At 37.5% G+C, this 19,623-nt stretch carries 18 protein-coding genes and 1 tRNA gene; 1 reads left to right on the top strand and 18 read right to left on the bottom strand.

Features of this window, described 5'->3' with window-relative positions:
* Window positions 1-5 precede the first annotated feature (5 nt).
* The 12 genes from N3I35_16490 to N3I35_16435 all read right to left on the bottom strand — a co-directional run bounded on the left by N3I35_16490 (window position 6) and on the right by N3I35_16435 (window position 8,821).
* A complete protein-coding gene (locus N3I35_16490) occupies window positions 6-650 on the bottom strand; it encodes a DUF6064 family protein (GenBank protein MCX8131678.1) in 645 nt (214 codons plus the stop codon).
* Window positions 643-1,488 carry an EFR1 family ferrodoxin gene (locus N3I35_16485; GenBank protein MCX8131677.1) on the bottom strand — a complete coding sequence of 282 codons (846 nt, stop codon included), beginning with the start codon at window positions 1,486-1,488 and terminating at the stop codon, window positions 643-645. Before N3I35_16485 ends, N3I35_16490 begins: the two co-directional genes overlap by 8 nt.
* Window positions 1,489-1,490: 2 nt before the next feature.
* Window positions 1,491-1,955, bottom strand: a complete 465-nt coding sequence (locus tag N3I35_16480) for a MarR family transcriptional regulator (GenBank protein MCX8131676.1) — start codon at window positions 1,953-1,955, stop codon at window positions 1,491-1,493.
* A 434-nt stretch (window positions 1,956-2,389) separates the two neighbouring features.
* On the bottom strand, window positions 2,390-3,148 hold the full coding sequence (locus tag N3I35_16475) for a hypothetical protein (protein ID MCX8131675.1): 759 nt from the start codon (window positions 3,146-3,148) through the stop codon (window positions 2,390-2,392).
* Window positions 3,149-3,163: 15 nt separating this feature from the next.
* Window positions 3,164-3,748, bottom strand: coding sequence for a PadR family transcriptional regulator (locus N3I35_16470; GenBank protein ID MCX8131674.1), 585 nt, complete (start codon window positions 3,746-3,748; stop codon window positions 3,164-3,166).
* A gap of 223 nt (window positions 3,749-3,971) precedes the next feature.
* Entirely contained in the window at window positions 3,972-4,274 is a 303-nt protein-coding gene (locus N3I35_16465; protein ID MCX8131673.1) for a YciI family protein, read from the bottom strand.
* A gap of 65 nt (window positions 4,275-4,339) precedes the next feature.
* On the bottom strand, window positions 4,340-4,894 hold the full coding sequence (locus N3I35_16460) for a DUF4287 domain-containing protein (GenBank protein MCX8131672.1): 555 nt from the start codon (window positions 4,892-4,894) through the stop codon (window positions 4,340-4,342).
* Between the two features lie 79 nt (window positions 4,895-4,973).
* Window positions 4,974-5,795, bottom strand: a complete 822-nt coding sequence (locus N3I35_16455) for an AraC family transcriptional regulator (protein MCX8131671.1) — start codon at window positions 5,793-5,795, stop codon at window positions 4,974-4,976.
* A 347-nt stretch (window positions 5,796-6,142) separates the two neighbouring features.
* Window positions 6,143-7,321, bottom strand: coding sequence for an alpha/beta fold hydrolase (locus N3I35_16450; protein ID MCX8131670.1), 1,179 nt, complete (start codon window positions 7,319-7,321; stop codon window positions 6,143-6,145).
* Between the two features lie 69 nt (window positions 7,322-7,390).
* Entirely contained in the window at window positions 7,391-8,146 is a 756-nt protein-coding gene (locus N3I35_16445) for an AraC family transcriptional regulator (protein ID MCX8131669.1), read from the bottom strand.
* Window positions 8,147-8,252: 106 nt separating this feature from the next.
* Window positions 8,253-8,327: transfer RNA gene (locus tag N3I35_16440), tRNA-Ala, on the bottom strand.
* Window positions 8,328-8,530: 203 nt separating this feature from the next.
* A complete protein-coding gene (locus tag N3I35_16435) occupies window positions 8,531-8,821 on the bottom strand; it encodes a DUF503 domain-containing protein (GenBank protein ID MCX8131668.1) in 291 nt (96 codons plus the stop codon).
* 210 nt (window positions 8,822-9,031) lie between these two features.
* Here N3I35_16435 and N3I35_16430 point away from each other — a divergent pair, with 210 nt between their 5' ends.
* On the top strand, window positions 9,032-10,792 hold the full coding sequence (locus N3I35_16430) for an NFACT family protein (protein MCX8131667.1): 1,761 nt from the start codon (window positions 9,032-9,034) through the stop codon (window positions 10,790-10,792).
* 21 nt (window positions 10,793-10,813) lie between these two features.
* Here the strand turns inward: N3I35_16430 and N3I35_16425 are convergent, their stop codons facing one another.
* The 6 genes from N3I35_16425 to N3I35_16400 form a co-directional block, all read right to left on the bottom strand.
* Window positions 10,814-11,209: a response regulator gene (locus tag N3I35_16425; GenBank protein ID MCX8131666.1), complete on the bottom strand. Its 396-nt coding sequence runs from the start codon at window positions 11,207-11,209 to the stop codon at window positions 10,814-10,816.
* A 25-nt stretch (window positions 11,210-11,234) separates the two neighbouring features.
* Entirely contained in the window at window positions 11,235-13,934 is a 2,700-nt protein-coding gene (locus tag N3I35_16420) for a PAS domain S-box protein (GenBank protein ID MCX8131665.1), read from the bottom strand.
* Window positions 13,935-13,972: 38 nt separating this feature from the next.
* Entirely contained in the window at window positions 13,973-15,025 is a 1,053-nt protein-coding gene (locus tag N3I35_16415; protein ID MCX8131664.1) for a chemotaxis response regulator protein-glutamate methylesterase, read from the bottom strand.
* A gap of 40 nt (window positions 15,026-15,065) precedes the next feature.
* A complete protein-coding gene (locus N3I35_16410) occupies window positions 15,066-15,884 on the bottom strand; it encodes a protein-glutamate O-methyltransferase CheR (GenBank protein MCX8131663.1) in 819 nt (272 codons plus the stop codon).
* Window positions 15,885-15,906: 22 nt separating this feature from the next.
* On the bottom strand, window positions 15,907-17,745 hold the full coding sequence (locus tag N3I35_16405) for a methyl-accepting chemotaxis protein (protein MCX8131662.1): 1,839 nt from the start codon (window positions 17,743-17,745) through the stop codon (window positions 15,907-15,909).
* Window positions 17,746-17,885: 140 nt separating this feature from the next.
* Window positions 17,886-19,592 carry a methyl-accepting chemotaxis protein gene (locus N3I35_16400; GenBank protein ID MCX8131661.1) on the bottom strand — a complete coding sequence of 569 codons (1,707 nt, stop codon included), beginning with the start codon at window positions 19,590-19,592 and terminating at the stop codon, window positions 17,886-17,888.
* Window positions 19,593-19,623 lie beyond the last annotated feature (31 nt).

Genomic DNA, 19,623 nt, shown 5'->3' with positions numbered 1-19,623 from the left:
TGTATTCACATTATAAATACACTCAACAAACCATATAAACCCACTGGTATTAATACAATATCTTCGTATATTTTTTCCTTCTTCATCCCAAACAGTCCTGCTGTAATTCCTGTAGCTATAGCTATACATGATATTACTATAAGGACAATAGATTCTAATGAATTGGAATGAACTGCCGACAATATCCCAATTGCATAAGGAGCGGTCGGACAAGTATACACACCAAGATAAGCTGCATATTTATGACCTCTTAATATAACTCCTTCAATCGGATGAATCAATATACCCCATATTACCAGTCCAACGGAAATACTAATCTTCAAGGTATCTACCTGTTTTAAAACAAAGACTCCATTACCCCTTAGAAAAAATATATCAGCTGCTAGCAAAATACCTAGAATAAGGTTTATAAAAACAACAATTATCATGACTTTGCTTCTTTTAAGTAGACCTTTGAAAAGAAAAGGATATGTAATACCAACCCATAAATAGAATAGCACTATCGAAAATAGAGAATACAAAAGTGATATTTTACCCGGATTAAGAAACAGGAATAATGAAGATGCAGTACCAATAAAAACCATAATAATCTGTGCTGGGAAAACCTTTTTATTATATTCACACATATCCACATATAATGTACTATTCACGGTTGACCTCCTTATTGATTTTTTTTAGAAATTCATTGCGCAAGCTTTTTGTATACCAACCTTTACCGGTTAAAGGCCGCCCCAGCCTGATAGCATCTTTAGGACAGTCACTTATACACCTTACGCACCAAGTGCATTTATTGGGATTTACAAATACTACCCTTTGATTTTCATCAAACTTAATATTATGGTCAGGGCATTTTCGTACACATAATCCGCATCCTGTACATTTATCAGATTCAACTCTATAATATTTCATCACCTGCCCTTCCATCTTTACCAGCAACCAACTTAAAAGTGTCATAATCGGGTTACTTACCGTACTTATGCAAAACTGTTTTTTATCATACACAGCAAGTAGGTTTATAACATCTTCTGCATAGTTAGCGATTTTCTCCAGTAATTTATTATCGAATTTCATATTACGGCACAAAATAAAATTGGGGGAAAAGAGAGTAATCCAACCATTATTAGGGCAGATAAAGCTGCCTGTTTTTATGGTTAATAAATTATGCATTCTCATAAGTACAGCTAGATTTTTCATGCTGTTACCCGTGCTCCAGCCTTTGGTAGAAAAAATAAAAGCAGGAACGGCATTTGTATAGAATGGTAACTCTCGTATGGCATTGGCAATAATATCCGGATAATTCAAAGCATAACAAGGAAAACCAATACCGACAAGACTACCATTATAATTCTGCTTTTCAAGCATTTCCTTATCTTCAGCAGAAATTAATGATACAGTATAACCCTGCTTTATAAACGAATTGCAGATTTCCTCGGATACGTATTTGGTATTCCCTGTTCCGGAAAAATAAATAATAACTATATCCCTCATACTTACTCTCCTTCCGGAGCATTTCTCCCTCCTTTCTCATTCATTATGCCGAATGTAATTTTATTGAGTATTGACATTAATTGAATAAATTCAGTGTCATTAATATAAAGTCTAAAACTACCGATAATTCTTTCATGCATTTCATCATGCATTTTACAAACCCTTCGGCCTTTTTCAGTTAAGCTAATATAAAATGATCGTTTATCCTCCGGTGATTTTTCTTTTCTTACATATCCGGCATTTACCAGTTTTTCTACTATTGCTGTAATTGATGGCTTGCTTAATCCCAATGCCTTAGTAAGCTCACTAAACGTAGGCCTTCCTAACTGATTGATTATATCAATGTAGTATATTTGTTTCATTGACATATCAGCAAAAATATATTCCTTTTTTATTTCGGTATCACTTTCTACAAAGTATTGTGTTAGCCTTGAAATTATTTCTTTTACTGTAAAGTTACTCTGCATAGTATATTATCTCCCGTAAAAGTATAAATAGTTCGTTTATATGAACTAACTATATGATACTACCATATTTTTACACTGTCAAGAGGATATTTTATATCTTTTCTATTAGCCAGTAAAGATCATAGGGATAAAGTTACTATAAGAAAAAGTATGTCAAAAATGCTCGATGGCATCTATGTTACCGAGGGACAAAAATACGATGGTTAAAACCCCTAAAAGGCTAATGCCATGCGACTTTTGTCGCATGGTATCTAATATCTCTCTAAGTATACTCTCAGGGTTTCACCTACCAAGCTCAATATGCTTACTTCTAAAGGAGTACCCCCCTCGTGCTTTTTGGTACATATACTCAATTTATTGCTATGCAGAAGGTTATTTAAACCTTCACTTGTTTAATAAAGTGTTTTACTAGAAAAAAGTATATATTTCAGAAATCATGTCTTCATACTTGGATGTTCAATTTCTTTCTTTCCAAATGGATACTTCAAATAAAACATAGTACAAATTACAATCAGAATAATAATACCTCTCCACCAAGCAGTATTGGAAACATTTACAGAGTCTGCTGAAGAAATTAAAACATCTCCGACACCTCCGACCCACCACATTGGAAAGCATATGAGCCAATGATTTGCTATTCTGAAGATGGATATAAAAACGATACCTATAATAAATAGCTCGACAAACTCAGGTTGAAAACCCGCATGATGCAAGCTGTAGAAGGCTGCTGACAAAATAACTGACGGTATTATTCCTAATGCTTTTTCAAAATAATACCTTAGAAATGCTGCAAAAAATAACACCTCAAAAATGTTAACAATCATTATGTATAACATTAGTATCAGTTTCTCATTACTAAACAACGTACTCATTTCTCCCGATGCTTTTGTGATAAAATTAATTGCTAAAAGTCCTCCAAGGATAAGACTGATTAGAAGGTATTTAAGTGGCCTGTCAAAACGTATTCCTGAACTAAAAAAATTCGATTTATTCTTAGCCATTATCGTAAACGGAAGGACTATACCAATGATGGAAATCTGCAAGACATCCCTAATGATTGACCACATCAATATTGAGTCCGAAAATCTCACAAGTATTCCGGCAACAATTGCCGCTAGTCCCAGAATAAAAGCAAATACTGTTTCTTTATGAATATCTAAAGCAAACAACCTGTTATGTTTAGTTTTTAACATAATGTATAACCCCTTTCATTCCAAATTATTCTTCAAATCCAAGGCCAGGTAGTGGTTCCAGTTTTGGCTATGTTCAATATATGATAAAAGTTCCCCAACCAATTTGAGTTCATTATCAATAAGTCCTATATTGTATTTTTGAACTAAAATCGCTACAGGAGGAAGCTCCAAACTTTGAGAAAAACCATCAATCTGTTTTTTCAAACCCAATAAGCCATATTTCAATTTTTCATGTTTTTGCTTAAGTATGGCATAGGCTTCATCCTTCGGTAAGTGGCATATCATCATACAGGCAATATTATCCTTTATATGATCCAATTCGGTACTAGCAAGATATTCCCTGATAGAATCTTTTAAAACCCTCCTCCCTTCCTCAGAAATCGAATAAATAGTTTTCTCCGGTGTATTACCTTCCTTTCTTGCCTCTCCTGCAATTAATCCGCTCTTTTGAAGGTTTCTAATAGTAGCGTAAACAGAAGAAGGTGCCACAGGGAACCATTTTTTGATATTGATTGCGTTTAGGAGTTTATTAATTTCATAAGGATTAATTGGCTTTTCATCAATAATACCTAATATTAAGACACTAACTTTAGGTAACATATATCCTCCTTTATTCTTACTATAATAGTGCAACACTATAAATGTATACTACTATATTTATACACTAGTCAAAACATATTGTCAATAAAAAAACTCGCCGTTTCCGACGAGTCCCTTAAAGTATGGTGGAGCTAAGGGGATTCGAACCCCTGACCCCCACACTGCCAGTGTGATGCGCTCCCTCTGGTATTGTATCCCATTTTTTACTTATGATAATTTTCTTCTAACAACCTTGCCTTGCTGTAACCTGGTAAGGATGCAGTTCGGCATGAACTATTCCTGCTTTTACTGCTGGGTCATTTTTAAAAATTTGTTGAGCTTCTTCAGTTGATTCAGCCCTAAAGATAACTATTCCATATGCACCGTCAAGGCATCCGCCCATTAGAATAACCTTTCCCTCTGCAAATAATTTTTCCGTATATTCTGAGTGTCCTCCAAAAGCTGCCATTTCTTCCTGTGTCATAGTCTGCAAAAAGTTCTCCCGCTTGGGTTTAAAGAGATAAATGAATTCACTTGATTTTTGCATCTAAAATGCACTCTCCTTCATTTTTTATTCTTAACAAAATATTTCTAATTCTCTGTAGCTACTTTTCAAGCTGCTTTTGAATAAGCGACTTTTATCCAATTAACAACTTCTTCTGTTATTTGACTTAGTGATTCTATTTTTATCTTATGTGTGCACATGGCACCTGCTCCTGATATCAATTCAAGAATACCATGAGGTTCTTGACCTTTAATAATCAACTCAATTTCAAATCTAGTTTTTGTTGCCGGTTTCAAACAGCAGAATTGTTTCTTCCTGCGAAGGCTGACATATGTATTTTTGGGCACAATCTCTATATCGTCACCAAAGTTCATTATTCTTAATAGCAACTCATCATAAATAGGTTTTAAGTTTTCTTTACCTTTATACTGATTTTCGATAAGTGTTTCCGAATCAACAGAACCAGAATCTGTTCCATTGGCTTTATGCACAACTAAGTCTGCATAGAAAGTCCCTAATCCGAATTGTTCCTTAAGGAATTGTACTGATTGACTATGCTTCGGAGACTTGTTTTCATTTATAATTATTACCCATTCTTCTATTGTCTTTCCTGTGTTCTTATATAAGTTTTCAATCATAGTATCTTCCGTTTTTTTATCCACTATATTCTGACCCCTTTTCTTTAAAGATAAAATAAATTTACCACAAATTTCTCTTAAAAAATTGTAAAAAAGGGACATTTCAACCTTCAAAAAACGTTTTTGCAAAATTGTTATCCTGTTTGAAATATTCCTTAGGAGTCAATCCTGTAAACCTTTTAAATTCTTTGATAAAGTGGGACTGATCATAATAAAAATCATACATTTGATCTCGAATATCATTTTTATTCATAGCAATCTTGCTATAAAACGCTTGGAATCTGAGAACCCTTGCAAGTTCCTTTGGGCTTACCCCTATGTGTTCCTTAAATTTTCTGTCAAAATGACGTTTTGAGTAACCTGTATCGGTAATCAATTCGCTAATATTGATTACCCCATTTTTCAAGGTGATCTGATTTGCTGCATACTCGATAAAGGAAGCAGCTTTCCTAGATGAAAACAGCTGATTAAGCAGGAAGCTTTCGAGAATAAATATTTTTTCTTCCACGGATTTCGAATCTGCAATTCTCTTCTGAAGTTCACAGCCAATCCTGTTTAAAACTTCATCTGCGTGATAAAACTGGTTTGTGAGTTCATAAAGTGGTATACTGAAGAAATTAACAGCTCCAAATGGTCTAAATTCTACTCCAATCGTTCCAAAACAGCCTTGCGGGTCAATGATTGCAGGTTTTGTTGTTTGTCCTATAATAGCAAATGAATGTTCTGAAAAATCCCATGAATAATTTTCAATTCTGCAATTCACATTACTCCTGTACATGATGATTAATTTTACTTCTCCATTGGGGGTTATCATTTTCATATCATCATTAGGAATTCCATATTTGCTTTCGAATATCCAAATCCTATGTATATATGGTTTTAAAAGTTTATGAGGAGAATGTAATTTATATACAACATCAAACATGCTTTACCCCCAGATTTTATCAAGTATGGTCTTCAAACAGAACAATTAATAATTATGATAATAAAAATTATAACAAAAAAACTCGACATTTTCGACAAGTTTTTTGTTTTGGTGGAGACGAAGAGGCTCAGACTCTCGGCCTCCACAATGCCATTGTGGTGCTCTCCCAACTGCACTATAGCCCCAAATTTCCCCATTTCTGGGGACTTATGCAATTTTAATTATTACCTGTTTTTCAATTATCTTTGGGGATGTAGTTACAGCGTTAGTGTTCTCCCACTGAGTAATCATCCTAATTTTTCCTTGTTAATTTTATGATTTGCGTATACTTAACAGCAATCCCCGTTTTATCCACTTACTCTATCTTTCACCCCTGCAACCCAACTCATAACTGTATCTAAAATCAACTTAACATTCCCCACATTACAATGAGCCCCCGCGGTTTCCTTGTCAGTAAATATTCGTACAGTAAGGGATTTAACGTTTTTCAGCACATCGATTTCTTTACTGACCATATGGTAATCAATAAAGTGGTCTTTGTTGGCACCAATAATTAGCATATCCTGTTCAATAAGCGGAGCAATATCTATCATTTGGTATTGGCTCATTTTAAAAATATATTCGCAAGGTGTTTTTGCCTCATAAGCATACATTCCATGCCGTAGTCCCCATTTTACCAATTCATCTCCCCTTTTCAGCTTAAAATTAAATACTGTATTAATCACAAACCCAAGTCTCATCTTGACTAAAAAATTAAGGAATTTTTGTAATCTAGGTGGTTGAGTAGATATAAGGATGTCCATAAAGTTAGGGAAGACGGACCATGCTATAACCCGATTAATCCTTTTCTCAAATGCTGCCGCACGGGGTGCAAGCATTCCCCCGAGAGATGCTCCAATAATCGTTACATCGTCTAGCCTAAAAAAGTCAAGGATTGCTTTCACAGGTTTCTCCCATTGATAGGAAAAGTGTCTTCCTTGTATTCTCATAACACCACCTTGTCCAGGCCCTTCAAAGAGATAAACCTCAAAACCATTTTCCGCTAAATACAGCATCGGCAAGAAAAACTCCTCAAAATATGAGTCATTTCCACCATGCAATAGAATGGTATCTTTTTTCATCCCCTTTGCTTTTGCATACATTACGGGAAGTGTAATATTTTCAAAGGGTACTTCATAACTTACAACGGTACTATCAACAAAGAAGTTCTTGTAATAGTCATAAAACAATTCTGTAGCAAGACTGTAATATTTCTGTTTATCTGCATCTCCATCATACATAAAAAATTCACTCATACGGTAATATGCGATGGCTTCCCTGATTCTACCCTCAGAAAATGCTTTATCGCCAATAGCTATGAGTTCCCGTTTCCAAGCTATACTATCATATATGCCATGAGCAATTTCCTCAATATCGCTAAGTTCCCCGCCCCCCCACATAATTGTACGGTTCAATTGATAATTTAAATTCGACTGCGAGTTTAAATTGTATGATCCAATTTTGAACTCTATTTTATCGTTTTTCATAATTAATATCCTCCACAAGCTTTTACCTAATTATACTTTGTGGTAATATGAAAAACTTTCAAATAGATGCTACATTACCTCTTTAAGTAAAGTCATTTTTCTGAAATCTGTAAATGACAACCCAAACATTCTTTTACAAACAGCTGAAAAGTGTGAAGGACTGTCAAAGCCTGCACGAACGCTTGCGATGGTAATATTTTCGCCTGTTGCAACGTACGTGTACGCTTTTCTCATTTTTTCAAACACCAAATAACTACTTAGCGAGACACCGACCTGTTGTTTGAACAGATGAGACAGTCTGCTCCGGGACAGATAAACTACATCACAAAGTGTACTGATTGCATTCTGATATATGCCTTCCATTTGTGAAACCGATTCCAGTAGTTGGTGAATTCTATGATCGTATTTTATACGACAACTCCGCTTTAACTGACAAACTGACAAGATAGCTTCATCCAGCTTCTTTGAATCTTTATGGGTTTCTTCCCAAACCGTACTTACTTTAGAAGATAGTTTTTCATCCAATACACAAAAAGGCTTACCCATTAGATAGTTAACACTTAATTCCCTTGCCAGTACACTTGTTTCATCAAACAGAAATACAAGTATATTCCCATCATTTCGACCTATTGTATGCTCGACATTTGAATCAATGCACACGCCTTTGCAATAAAAGCTTGCGTTTTCTACCACGCATTCAAATTTATTGTTAACACTGAAAATCAAATGTTTGGCAAGATGCCTGTGTGGTGCTGGGTTATCATAGCCCTTAGATATTAAAATATGATCAAAAGCCCAAAAAGCCTCTGCTAAGATATCATTCATTTTTATCCTTCTCATTTTAATAATTACTCGTGCTAAGAATGTTATAAAAATGGCAAAACAGAAGGACTTAAACCTTGCGAGTTCATTCCTTCTGTTTCATTTTATTTGGTGGAGATAGAGGGACTTGAACCCTCGACTTCAACACTGCCAGTGTTGCACTCTCCCACTGAGTTATACCCCCAAATTTCCCCATTTCCGGGGACTTATGCAATTTTTATTATTACCTGCTTTTCAATTATCTTTGGGGCTGTAGTTACAGCGTTAGTGTTCTCCCAGCTGCACTATAGCCCCATATATTAATCCGATATTTCCTATATTAAAAATAATGCAACCCAACTATTATATTTTAATATATTTTCAAATTAAGAGTCAATAAAAATCTTTTCAATCAACATGTATTGTCTCTGTAGAATAATCAACAAGCACTGCCCGTCCGTCATTTTCCACGAAATTTACAATACTTGACATCATACTGTCTGCATGCCCAGCTTCGTTTGATACACATGAAACACCTATAACAGCTTTATTCCATGTGTCATTCATGTCAACCTCAGCCACAGATGCATTAAATCTGGACTTAAGCCTTTCAACTATACTTTTGACAATATGCCTTTTTTCCTTTAATGAAAAAACCTCATCCATATGCAATACTATCCTGCAGACACCTATAACCATAAAACACCTCATTTTATGAATCAAGCCCGACTTTATAGTTTAAACCGGGATTTTATAATTTTATCATCTAAAAAGCCGATAAACAATACAAATAAATTTATATCTCTAACTTCCCTTTGATATATAAGGCTCTAAATGCTATACTATAAAACGAAGCATAGCTTCACATCTGAGCACACAAGTGTGCGTTATTTAGAAAGGGTGTAAAAATTGCCTTTTGACGGAATAGTTACTAAATGTATATCAAAGGAACTATCAGATACCCTTGTCGGCAGCCGGATAGAAAAAATATTTCAGCCTGAAAAAGATGAAATCTTAATGAATATAAGAGCGCAAGGCCAAAACCTAAAACTTCTTCTCAGTGCAAATGCAAACTATCCCAGGGTACATATTACCTGGGTTTCAAAGGAAAATCCGGCTAATCCTCCTGTATTCTGCATGCTCTTAAGGAAGCATCTTTCGGGGGGAAGAATTGTAGGTATTGATTTTCATGATTTTGAGCGGATAATTACCATTAATATAGAAGCAATGAATGAGTTAGGAGATCTGTCGGTCAAGAAGCTTATTATTGAAATAATGGGAAGGCACAGCAATATTATACTCACCACAAGTGAGGATAGAATAATCGATTCCATCAAACATGTTGATAATGAAGTCAGCAGCGTAAGGGAAGTAATGCCTGCCAGAACTTATGTATTGCCACCGTCCCAGAATAAGACCAATCCTCTGGAGCTTGATACTGATAAGTTTTTTAGGATTAGCGCTGAGACTCCTTTAGTAAGCATTGAAAAGTATCTGCTTAACAATCTCAAGGGATTCAGTCCCCTTCTGTGCTCTGAAGTCTGCTACCGTTCATGCGTAGATGGGAAAAATAGTATTAACAGGCTTTTAGCAGAAGAAGTTTCAAGGCTGGAATCTGTACTCAGCGATATAATCGACGAAATAAAACAAGACAACTTTTCACCATGTATAATTATGGATGGTGCAGCCGCCCCAGGCAAACCTATTGATTTTCATTGTCTGCCGATAAAGCAACATCCAAATATAAAGTATATTGACTCTATAAGCAAAACACTTGATATTTTTTATTCTACAAGGGACAATATTGAAAGGCAGAAGCATAAAAAAGCCGATTTGTACAAAGTGCTTAATAATAATATGGATCGGTGTAATAAAAAACTTGCCCTGCAGCAGGAAAAGCTCAGAGAAGTGTCAGACAGAGAAAATTTGAAACTATATGGTGAACTCATAACCGCAAACATTTACTGTATTCCGGCGAATACCGATAAAGTTTCGCTTCTGAACTATTACAGCCAAGACAGTGAATATCTGGAAATAAAACTTGATGAAAATCTCTCAGCACAGCAAAATGCACAAAGGTATTACAGGCAGTATACAAAAGCCAAAAGTGCTTATAGCTATACCAGCAAGCTGATGGAAGATACCCGGGGTGAACTTGATTACCTGGAAAGCGTGTTGTTGCTTTTAGATAACTGCAACTCTCTACAGGAAATTGAAGAGATCCGGGAAGAACTTATAGAACAAGGATATTACTCTTTAAAAAGAAAGCAAAATAGCAAGAAACGCCAATCAGGTTCTGAACCCCTACACTTCAAATCAAGTGACGGTTTTGACATATTTGTAGGAAAAAACAACAAACAAAATGACCAGCTAACATTAAAATTATCTTCATCAAATGATATTTGGCTTCATACAAAAAACATACCTGGTTCTCATGTTATCATAAAAAAGCTCCAGCATGAAATACCCGGCAGAACCCTTGAAGAAGCCGGTATGTTAGCAGCCTATCATAGTAAGGCAAAGATGTCTTCAGGCGTACCTGTTGACTATACCGCAGTAAAAAATGTAAAAAAACCCAGCGGTGCAAAACCCGGTATGGTTATTTATGACAATTTTAAAACAATGATAGTAACACCTGATGAGGAAACCGTAAACAAACTCAGAACATAAAATAATCCTGCAAATGCAGGATTATTTTATTAATTCAAGCTTTTTCATAACTTCAATTAACTTCTCGGTATTTATTGGTTTGGCAGCATATGCTTCACAGCCGGTTTCAAATGCACCGTATACGTCCCTTGTATCATTTAGTGCAGTTGTCATAATTATTTTGGCACGGTGTGAAGCCTCGACCGATTTTTGTTTTTCAATATCACGTATGGCTTTTAATGCTTTTAAACCATCCAGTTTAGGCATCATTATGTCAAGACATACAAGCTCATAAGGATTACCTTCATCCCATGCAAGCATAAATGCTTCTACAGCTTCTATACCATCTACGGTCACATCACAATCCCCATACGAAGAAAGAAACTTGTAAATAAACTTTCTGCTGGCAAGGTCGTCTTCTGCAATTAAAATTTTCATTTTGCTACCCCCTTGTAAATATTTATCATATTATTTTTCCAGTTTCTTCTTCCAAATTTATCAACAGCACACCTATCTGTACCCAATCTTCTTTTCTGGCAGCCAGTTCTATCTTAAAAGCAATATTCTTAATAGTGTTTTCTTCTGCACCTGAAGCTGAAATCTTTATGAGATGAGCATACCGCTCTATCTGTATACTCTCATGTTTCTCACATGCCACCCTAAGTCTTTTCATATGCAGCCGTATATCATGGATAAACAGCTTTTTATGCTCTTTAAGCTTGTTCTCTATGTTTTTTATCCTGCTACCTGCATTATTGTTCCCCAAAACTACTGTTTGGGCATTGTCTCCGTATTTCGATTCTCCCAACTGTTCCAGTGGCTTTAACAGCTCTTCCATGCTTACAGGCTTGGAAACATAATAGTCCATGCCTGCAGAAATGAATCTCTCTCTGTCACCTTCGAGAGCAAATGCCGTTAGTGCTATTATTGGAACATGCCTGTCAGTACCCTCTTCTGCAGCCCTTATCCTCCTGGTTGTCTCAATACCGTCCAATTCAGGCATCTGGATATCCATCAGAATTGCATCATAGTTTTTTTCACTCAGTTTTTTCAATGCTTCTGCCCCATTATTGGCAATATCCACTCTATGACCTTTTTTTTCAAGTATTTGAGTAGTAAGTATCTGGTTAACCTTGTCATCTTCCGCCATTAGAATCTCCAGTGTGTTTTCCGTCTTTTCCAACAAGCTGTTTATTCCGGAAATGCTTCCTGCCCTTGCTGCCATACTACCTACACTGAATTCTATAGTAAAGTAAAACGTACTGCCTTTACCTTTTTCACTCTTTAGCCATATAGTACCACCCATCATTTCTACAAGATGTTTGGATATGGCCAAGCCCAGTCCTGTTCCTCCATACTTCCTTGTTATTGAACCATCTACCTGACTGAAATTTTTGAATAACTGGCTCATTTCTTCCTGGGCAATCCCTATACCCGTATCTGATATAGAGAACTTCATATATGCCCTAGAATCAATTATCAGGTAATTATCCACCTGTATGTTTATCTCACCTGCTTCGGTAAATTTTACTGCATTCCCTATAAGGTTGTTCAGTATCTGCTGCAATCGTGTAGGGTCACCCATCAGGGTTTCAGGTACTTCTTTATTCACGTTATGTATGAATTTGAGCCCTTTTAGCCTGGCATTTGTATAATGAGGCTTAACTGTTTTTTCTATTAATTCTCTTATATCGAATTGAATACTCTCTATAAGCATTTTTCCCGCCTCGATTTTAGAAAGATCCAGTATATCGTTGATTACCCTATGCAATGTATCGGCACACGTTTTTATTGTGACTAAGTTTTCTTTTTGGTCTTTTGTCAGTTCAGTAAGCAAAGTCAGATCAGTCATACCTATTATTCCATTTAGCGGAGTACGTATTTCGTGGCTCATATTGGCCAAAAATTCACTTTTCGCCCTGCTTGCTGTTTCGGCAGCTTCCATGGCAAGCTGCAGTTCCCGTTCTGCCTTCTTCCTCTCTGTAATATCTCTTATTATACTCAGTATTACTCTCTTATTTCCGATAGTAGTTCCCTGGGCACTTACCTCTACCGGAAACACACTTCCGTCCTTGCGTATATGCTCAGTTTCAAAAAGCGTTCCTTCTGCATCAGCTATCTTAAGCTGTTTTGCAACCTGCGGAATTTCTTCATTGTTTCTAAGTTCAAATACACTCTTGCTCAAAAGCTCTTCTCTGGTATATCCATATGCCTTGAATGCGGCATCATTTGCCTCCAGGATATTTCCATCGGTATCGATAAAGTAAATTATATCACGGGCTTTTTCTGATAGTATCTGGTACCTTTTAAGCCCTTCCTCATTCCTCTTGTTCTCAGTGATATCTTCAATAGCCAGCACTACATATATTCTGCCATCCAATACTACCGGGACAGCACTCATTTTCAGCCATATGTTTTCCTCTTTTCCGTCCACGAATATATAATGGGATATTTCCATACCTTTTATCGGCTCTCCCGAATCAAAGGCAACAGAAACAATACTCCAGAAAAGACAATTGTCACACTCGATACTAAAGCCGCAACCATTGTTGCCTCTGATACAGTTTATACAGTTAAATCCGATACCAATCCGTCTGCTTATTACATCCTCAAACCCTCTTTTCAATATCTTCAATGCAGAATCATTGATTCTGCATATGATCATATTCTCATCTAATAGCAGCATCCCTACAGGTGAAGATTCAAAAATAGCCTTCAGGTTTTTTTGTTCATTTGCCACTTCTTCTTCGGCTTGCTTGATTCTTGTTATGTCTCTGAAAACTACTACTACACCGATTATTTCCCCATCGCATTCTTTTATGGGCGCACTGCTGGCTGATATATAGCTTTCTGTACCGTGCTTTGATATCAGTACTGTATGATTCTTAAGTCCGCTTTTACTTCCCTTCCTTAATGTCACGGTAAAAGGGCTCTCCAATAAAGAGCCGCTTTTTTTGTCAATAATTACAAATACTTCTTCCAGCCTCTTTCCGTCTGCATCAGTACGGCTCCATCCGGTAAGTTCCTCGGCTGCTTCATTCATAAATACTACCCTGCCGTTTTCATCAGTGGTTATTACACCATCCCCTATACTTTCAAGGGCAATCGACAGAAACTCCCTTTCAGCCTTTTTCCCTTTGGTGAACTGCCTGTCGTTTTGCATATCCTGCCCCCTTCTGAATTCCTTTTCACAGTATCCGGTTACAACTTCCCATTAATTACAGAAAACACAACCTGTGCAATATTGTCCAGCGCTACCTGTTTTTCAACTGCTCCAATATCGTATGCAACCTTAGGCATACCATATACGACACATGAATGTTCATCCTGTCCAATAGTCCTTGCACCGTTTTTTCTCATCGACAGCATTCCCTTGGCCCCATCATATCCCATACCTGTAAGTATGACACCTATTGCATTTCTTCCAGCTTCCTTAGCTACGGACTCAAAAAGTATATCTACGGAAGGACAGTGACCATTAACTCTTTCACCCTTAAAGCATTCGACTTGATATGATCCCCCGAACTTTTTCAATCTCATATGGAAATCCCCCGGAGCAATAAGGACACGCCCCGGCAATACCTTGTCCCCGTCCTTTGCCTCTCTTACCTCCAGAGAGCATGAATTATTCAGCCTTTCCGCATACATCCTTGTAAATACCGGAGGCATATGCTGCACTATCACCATTCCGGGAATTTCCCTCGGAAGGGATTTTATAACTTGATAAATAGCCTCAGTTCCCCCAGTGGATGCTCCAATTGCAATTATACGTTCCGTAAGGTCTGATATTTCGCTCTTCGGATTATTTCTTCCTGATAATCCTCCTGGCAGCCCAGCCCCTTTCAAGTGTCCCACCTTGGCTGTAGACGCTATTTTTATTTTCACTATAAGCTCATTTATCAATGAGTCCATTCCTTTAGGATTGCCCGGTGCGGACTTTGTAACAAAATCTACCGCACCGGCATTCAAGGCATCAAAAACATTTTCACTGACGGCACTCACTACAACTACAGGTATAGGGTATTGGGGCATAAGCCTGCGAAGGAATTCAATACCGTTCATTCTGGGCATTTCTACATCCAGCGTCATTACATCAGGCTCAAATTCAATTATTTTTTCGCTGGCTGTATATGGGTCCGGTGCAGTTGCCACTACCTCGATACCAGGATCGGAAGTAATGCCTCTTGCCAAAGTTTCCCTGAACAAAAGCGAATCATCTACAATCAAAACCTTTATCTTGCGTTTAATAAACACTCTTACCTCCGCAATCTTTTCTTTTATATCTTATAACAATTCATTCTTTTCTGTAAACAGCAGGCAGAATATATTTATATCCGCTTTCGCTGCGGTTAAGTGATTCCGAATGTCCAATGAACAAATACCCCCCCGGTTCTGTACTGTCATAGAATTTGTTTACCAATTCCCTTTTCGTTTCAGCGTCAAAATATATCATCACATTTCTGCAGAATATTACATGAAACTGTCTCTTAAACGGAAAATAATTCGTCATCAGATTGAATAATCTGAAAATGACTTCACTTTTTATTCTATCCGCAACTATGGAGTTTTCAGTGTCATGTGGCCTGAAATAGTTCCTTTTCCAATAGTCAGGCAAGGAAGCTATGTGCTCATTGGAATAAATCCCCTTATCTGCAGCATTCAATACCTTTGAAGAAATATCCGTAGCCAATACCTTGGTATCCCACTGAGGTTTTTCCAAACCGAAAAAATCGGATAAAATCATTGCAAGCGTATAAGGCTCTTCACCTGTCGAACACCCGGCACTCCATATCCTTAAATCCTTCCTGCTTTTCTCTTTTTCCGCAAGATAGGGAAGCACATTCTTTTTTAGATAATCAAAATGCTGGGACTCCCTCATAAAAAAAGTATGATTGGTTGTAAGCTTGTTTATGAGGGTGGTAACGGCATCCCCCGTCTTATCGGAAATTATGTACTCGTAATACTCTGAAAAGCTTTTAAAGTTATTTTGTATAAGGACATTATGCAAGCGTCCCATAACAAGTGTTTTTTTCTTTTCGGTCATATTTATGCCGTAATTCGCCTTCATATATGTTGCAAGACGTTCGAATTCCTTATCCGAAATGTCCAAAATACTCAACCTCCATAGTTATGCTTTAGTATTTGCCAAATTCATTACTTTCAAGAGATATTTGAGATTTAGGGTGCACAGAAGCTGCATTTTCCTGGTTTCCTCTGCTTACAGTATTTAAATAGTGCTTTTTGCTCATCATGCTCTCAATCATATTAATAACATCAGGGTTGAAACTGTCAAAGCCGGTATTTTTCATATCTTTCAGTCTGAACCTTCTTACAGATTCTTTCAGTAAGTCTGCCTGACCAGACAGCTCTTCACTTGCTGCTGCACTTTCCTCGGCAGTTGCAGAGTTGGTCTGTACAACCTGTGCAACCTGTTCAAGAGCCTGATTTACCTGCGATATTCCCGTTGCCTGTTCATTCGATGCAATTGCTATCTCACTTACTAAAGATGCTGCCTTAGCCACACCTCCAACTATCTCGCTCAAGGCACTGGCCGTGTTGCTTGCTATTTTTGTGCCTACCTCAACATTTTTAATGGAACCTTCTATCATATCGGTTGTTTCTTTTGCAGCATTTGCACTTCTGGCAGCCAGGTTTCTTACTTCTTCAGCCACTACAGCAAAGCCCTTTCCGTGCTGTCCCGCCCTGGCTGCTTCTACAGCTGCGTTTAGTGCCAGTATATTTGTCTGGAAAGCAATCTCGTCTATAACCTTTATTATTTTTGATATATTGGAGGAAGACTGGTTTATGTCCTGCATCGCTTTTACCATTTCCTTCATCTGGTCATTTCCTTGTTCGGCTTTTTCTTTTACAGCCAATGCAAGCTCGCTGGCCTGATTTGCATTTATTGCATTCTGTTTTGTCTGGGCAGCAACTTCAGTCATTGATGAAGTGATTTCCTCTATGGAGCTTGCCTGCTCGGTAGCCCCCTGGGACAATGCCTGGCTTGATGCCGAAACCTGTCTGGAACCTGCAGCCACCTGCTCAGATGCTGAATTAATATTAATCAGTACCTCATTATTCTTTTGTATCATCTCACTGAGTTTTTTGCCCAGAAGATCATTCTCCGACTTAACGGTTACTTCTACTGTCAGATCGCCGGATGCTATCTTTTCTACTGCAAGAGCCTGTTCTCGTACGTTTTTTATCATTCTGCCAAAGGCTCCCATCAATTCTCCTATTTCATCCTTTGTATCTGCTTCAACACTGACATTTACATCTCCTACAGCAAGTTTATTGGCAGCTGAAACCATATTTTTTACCGGGTTGCTTAAAATACGGGCTACATAAATACCCAAGCCTACAGCTACCAAAACAGCAAAAATCACAACAATTACCATGGTCATAACCGTGTTGTCTGTGGTAACAGAATATTCATCTGACCTTTCATTTCCACCCTTTATCTTAAGTTCCATCAGTTTATCAATAGTATCATTTATCTCGTTAGCCAGCTTTGCTCCATCCACACGCAGAAATTTCAAAGCTTCTTCTTCCCTGTTAGAAAGGGACAGATCAATGATTTTTTGCTTTATTGGCTGGTATTCGTTTATTGCGGCAACCAGCCTTGAATACTCATTTTTAGCTTCTTCAGTATGTAAAGACTTCTGAAATTCTGCCAATTCATCGTTAATAATCTTATCATAACCCTTTATTTTCTCTGTATATGTACTACGTTCCGAGCTTCCCTTGTCAATTATCAATTCCCTTAAGTTTACCCTGATACGCTGGTAGGCTATAGATACATTTCCTACATCACCTACTGCTACTCCGAAATCCTTATATAAAGTAGTATATTCAGTATCAATTTTCCTTAAATTGATTACCCCGACGATTCCGACAACACCAGCTATTAAAGCGACAATAATAAATGAGGCCAGAAGCTTTACCAGTATCTTCAAATTACGAAACCATTTCATATGATTTGCTCCTCCGTTTTTTAGATGTAGGATAGTTTGGTATATCTCTCTTAATCGAATACGTTGCTTCAGCAGACATTATATGTCGCTCACTTCTACGTGCTGACGCTATCAGGATAATGCAATGATACAATTATTGATTAATACTTGCCAAATTCATTGTCTTCAAGCATAATCTTCGCTTTGGAGAACATTTCTTTCTTATTTGTTTTACCGCCATTACTTTGCTTTTTGCTCACCATTCCTTCCAGCATTCGGACAACTTCAGGGTTTAGATTGTCAATACCTTTAAAATCACTTCTTTTTAATTTGAATTTTAGTACGGCATCCTTCAGCACTTCTGCCTGACTGGACAGTTCTTCGCTTGCAGCTGCACTTTCCTCCGCTGTCGCCGAATTGGTCTGTACTACCTGCGCTACCTGTTCCAGAGCCTGGTTTACTTGTGATATACCTGTTGCCTGTTCATTTGACGCAACAGCAATCTCTCCAACGAGTGTTGCAGCTTTTGCCACTCCATTGACTATTTCGTTCAGAGCTTCTGCCGTATCATTTGCTATTTTTGTTCCCGCTTCAACCTTTCGTATGGAACCTTCGATCATCTCTGTCGTTTCTTTTGCTGCATTTGCACTTCTGGCAGCCAGATTTCTTACTTCCTCGGCTACTACAGCAAAACCTTTTCCGTGCTGCCCTGCCCTGGCTGCTTCTACGGCAGCATTAAGCGCAAGTATATTTGTCTGGAATGCGATTTCGTCTATAACCTTTATTATTTTTGATATGTTTGAAGATGAAACATTTATATCCTGCATAGCCTTCTGCATTTGCTTCATTTGCTCATTTCCCTGGGCTGCCTTTTCTCTTACGGACAAGGCAAGTTCATTCGCCTGATTTGCGTTGATTGCGTTTTGTTTGGTCTGAGCTGCAACCTCGGTAATTGAGGATGTGATTTCTTCTATAGAGCTTGCCTGTTCTGTAGACCCCTGGGATAAAGCCTGTCCAGAATCCGATACCTGCTTGGAACCTGCAGCTACCTGTTCTGCAGAAGCATTTATGTTTGTCATTACTTCATTTATGTTGTTAGCCATAGTATCAAATGCCTGTGCCAGCATTCCCACCTCATCTTTTGTGTTCACTTCCACTTCAACATTCAGATCCCCGCCTGCTATTTTCTGTGCAGCTGTTACAAGCTTATTCATTGATTTACTGATTATCCGTGCTATAAAAATGCCAAGAACTATAGCTGTCAGCATTCCTGCAGTGACAAAAGCAATCATCATTATTACCGAATTTCTGGCAGTTGCCTGATTATCTTCCGCCTTTTCTCCCGCAATAACCACTTTAAGGGTTGTAAGCCTGTTTATAGTTTCATCTATTTCCTTTGCCAGAATTATGCCTTCACCCTTCATCCTGGCATATGCCCCATCCGCATTGTTGTTTTTTATCATTCCAACCAATTCGCCTATGTACGGTTCATACTTGTCAATTGCCACCTTCAGCTTTTCAACCAACTGTATTCCTTCTGTTGTCTGAAGGGTCTTTCCAAATTTATCTAGGTTAACCCTCATATTTGCTATATCTTCTTTTACACTCTTTTCATACTCAGCCAACCTGTCTGCATCTCTGTCTACAACCATATCCCTCATGGCAACACGTGACTTCTGGTATGACAAGGCTACTTGTGATATTTGGCTAATTGGAACTGTGTTCAACTCATACAGGACTTTATCCTGAGTTGTAATATTATTGATATTAATAATCCCTGTCACCCCTACCACACCTGCAATAAGAGCAACCAGTATAAAGGCAGTTATTAGTTTAGAAGCAATTTTTAAGTTATAATACCAATTCATATTAACTCCTCCTTTATGTATACTTTAACCC

It is taken from the genome of Clostridia bacterium, from assembly GCA_026414765.1.
In the GTDB taxonomy this organism is placed as follows: domain Bacteria; phylum Bacillota; class Clostridia; order Acetivibrionales; family DSM-27016; genus SKW86.
Note: the sequence above shows the minus strand (reverse complement) of the source record. Positions and strands in the feature narration are given on the sequence as shown.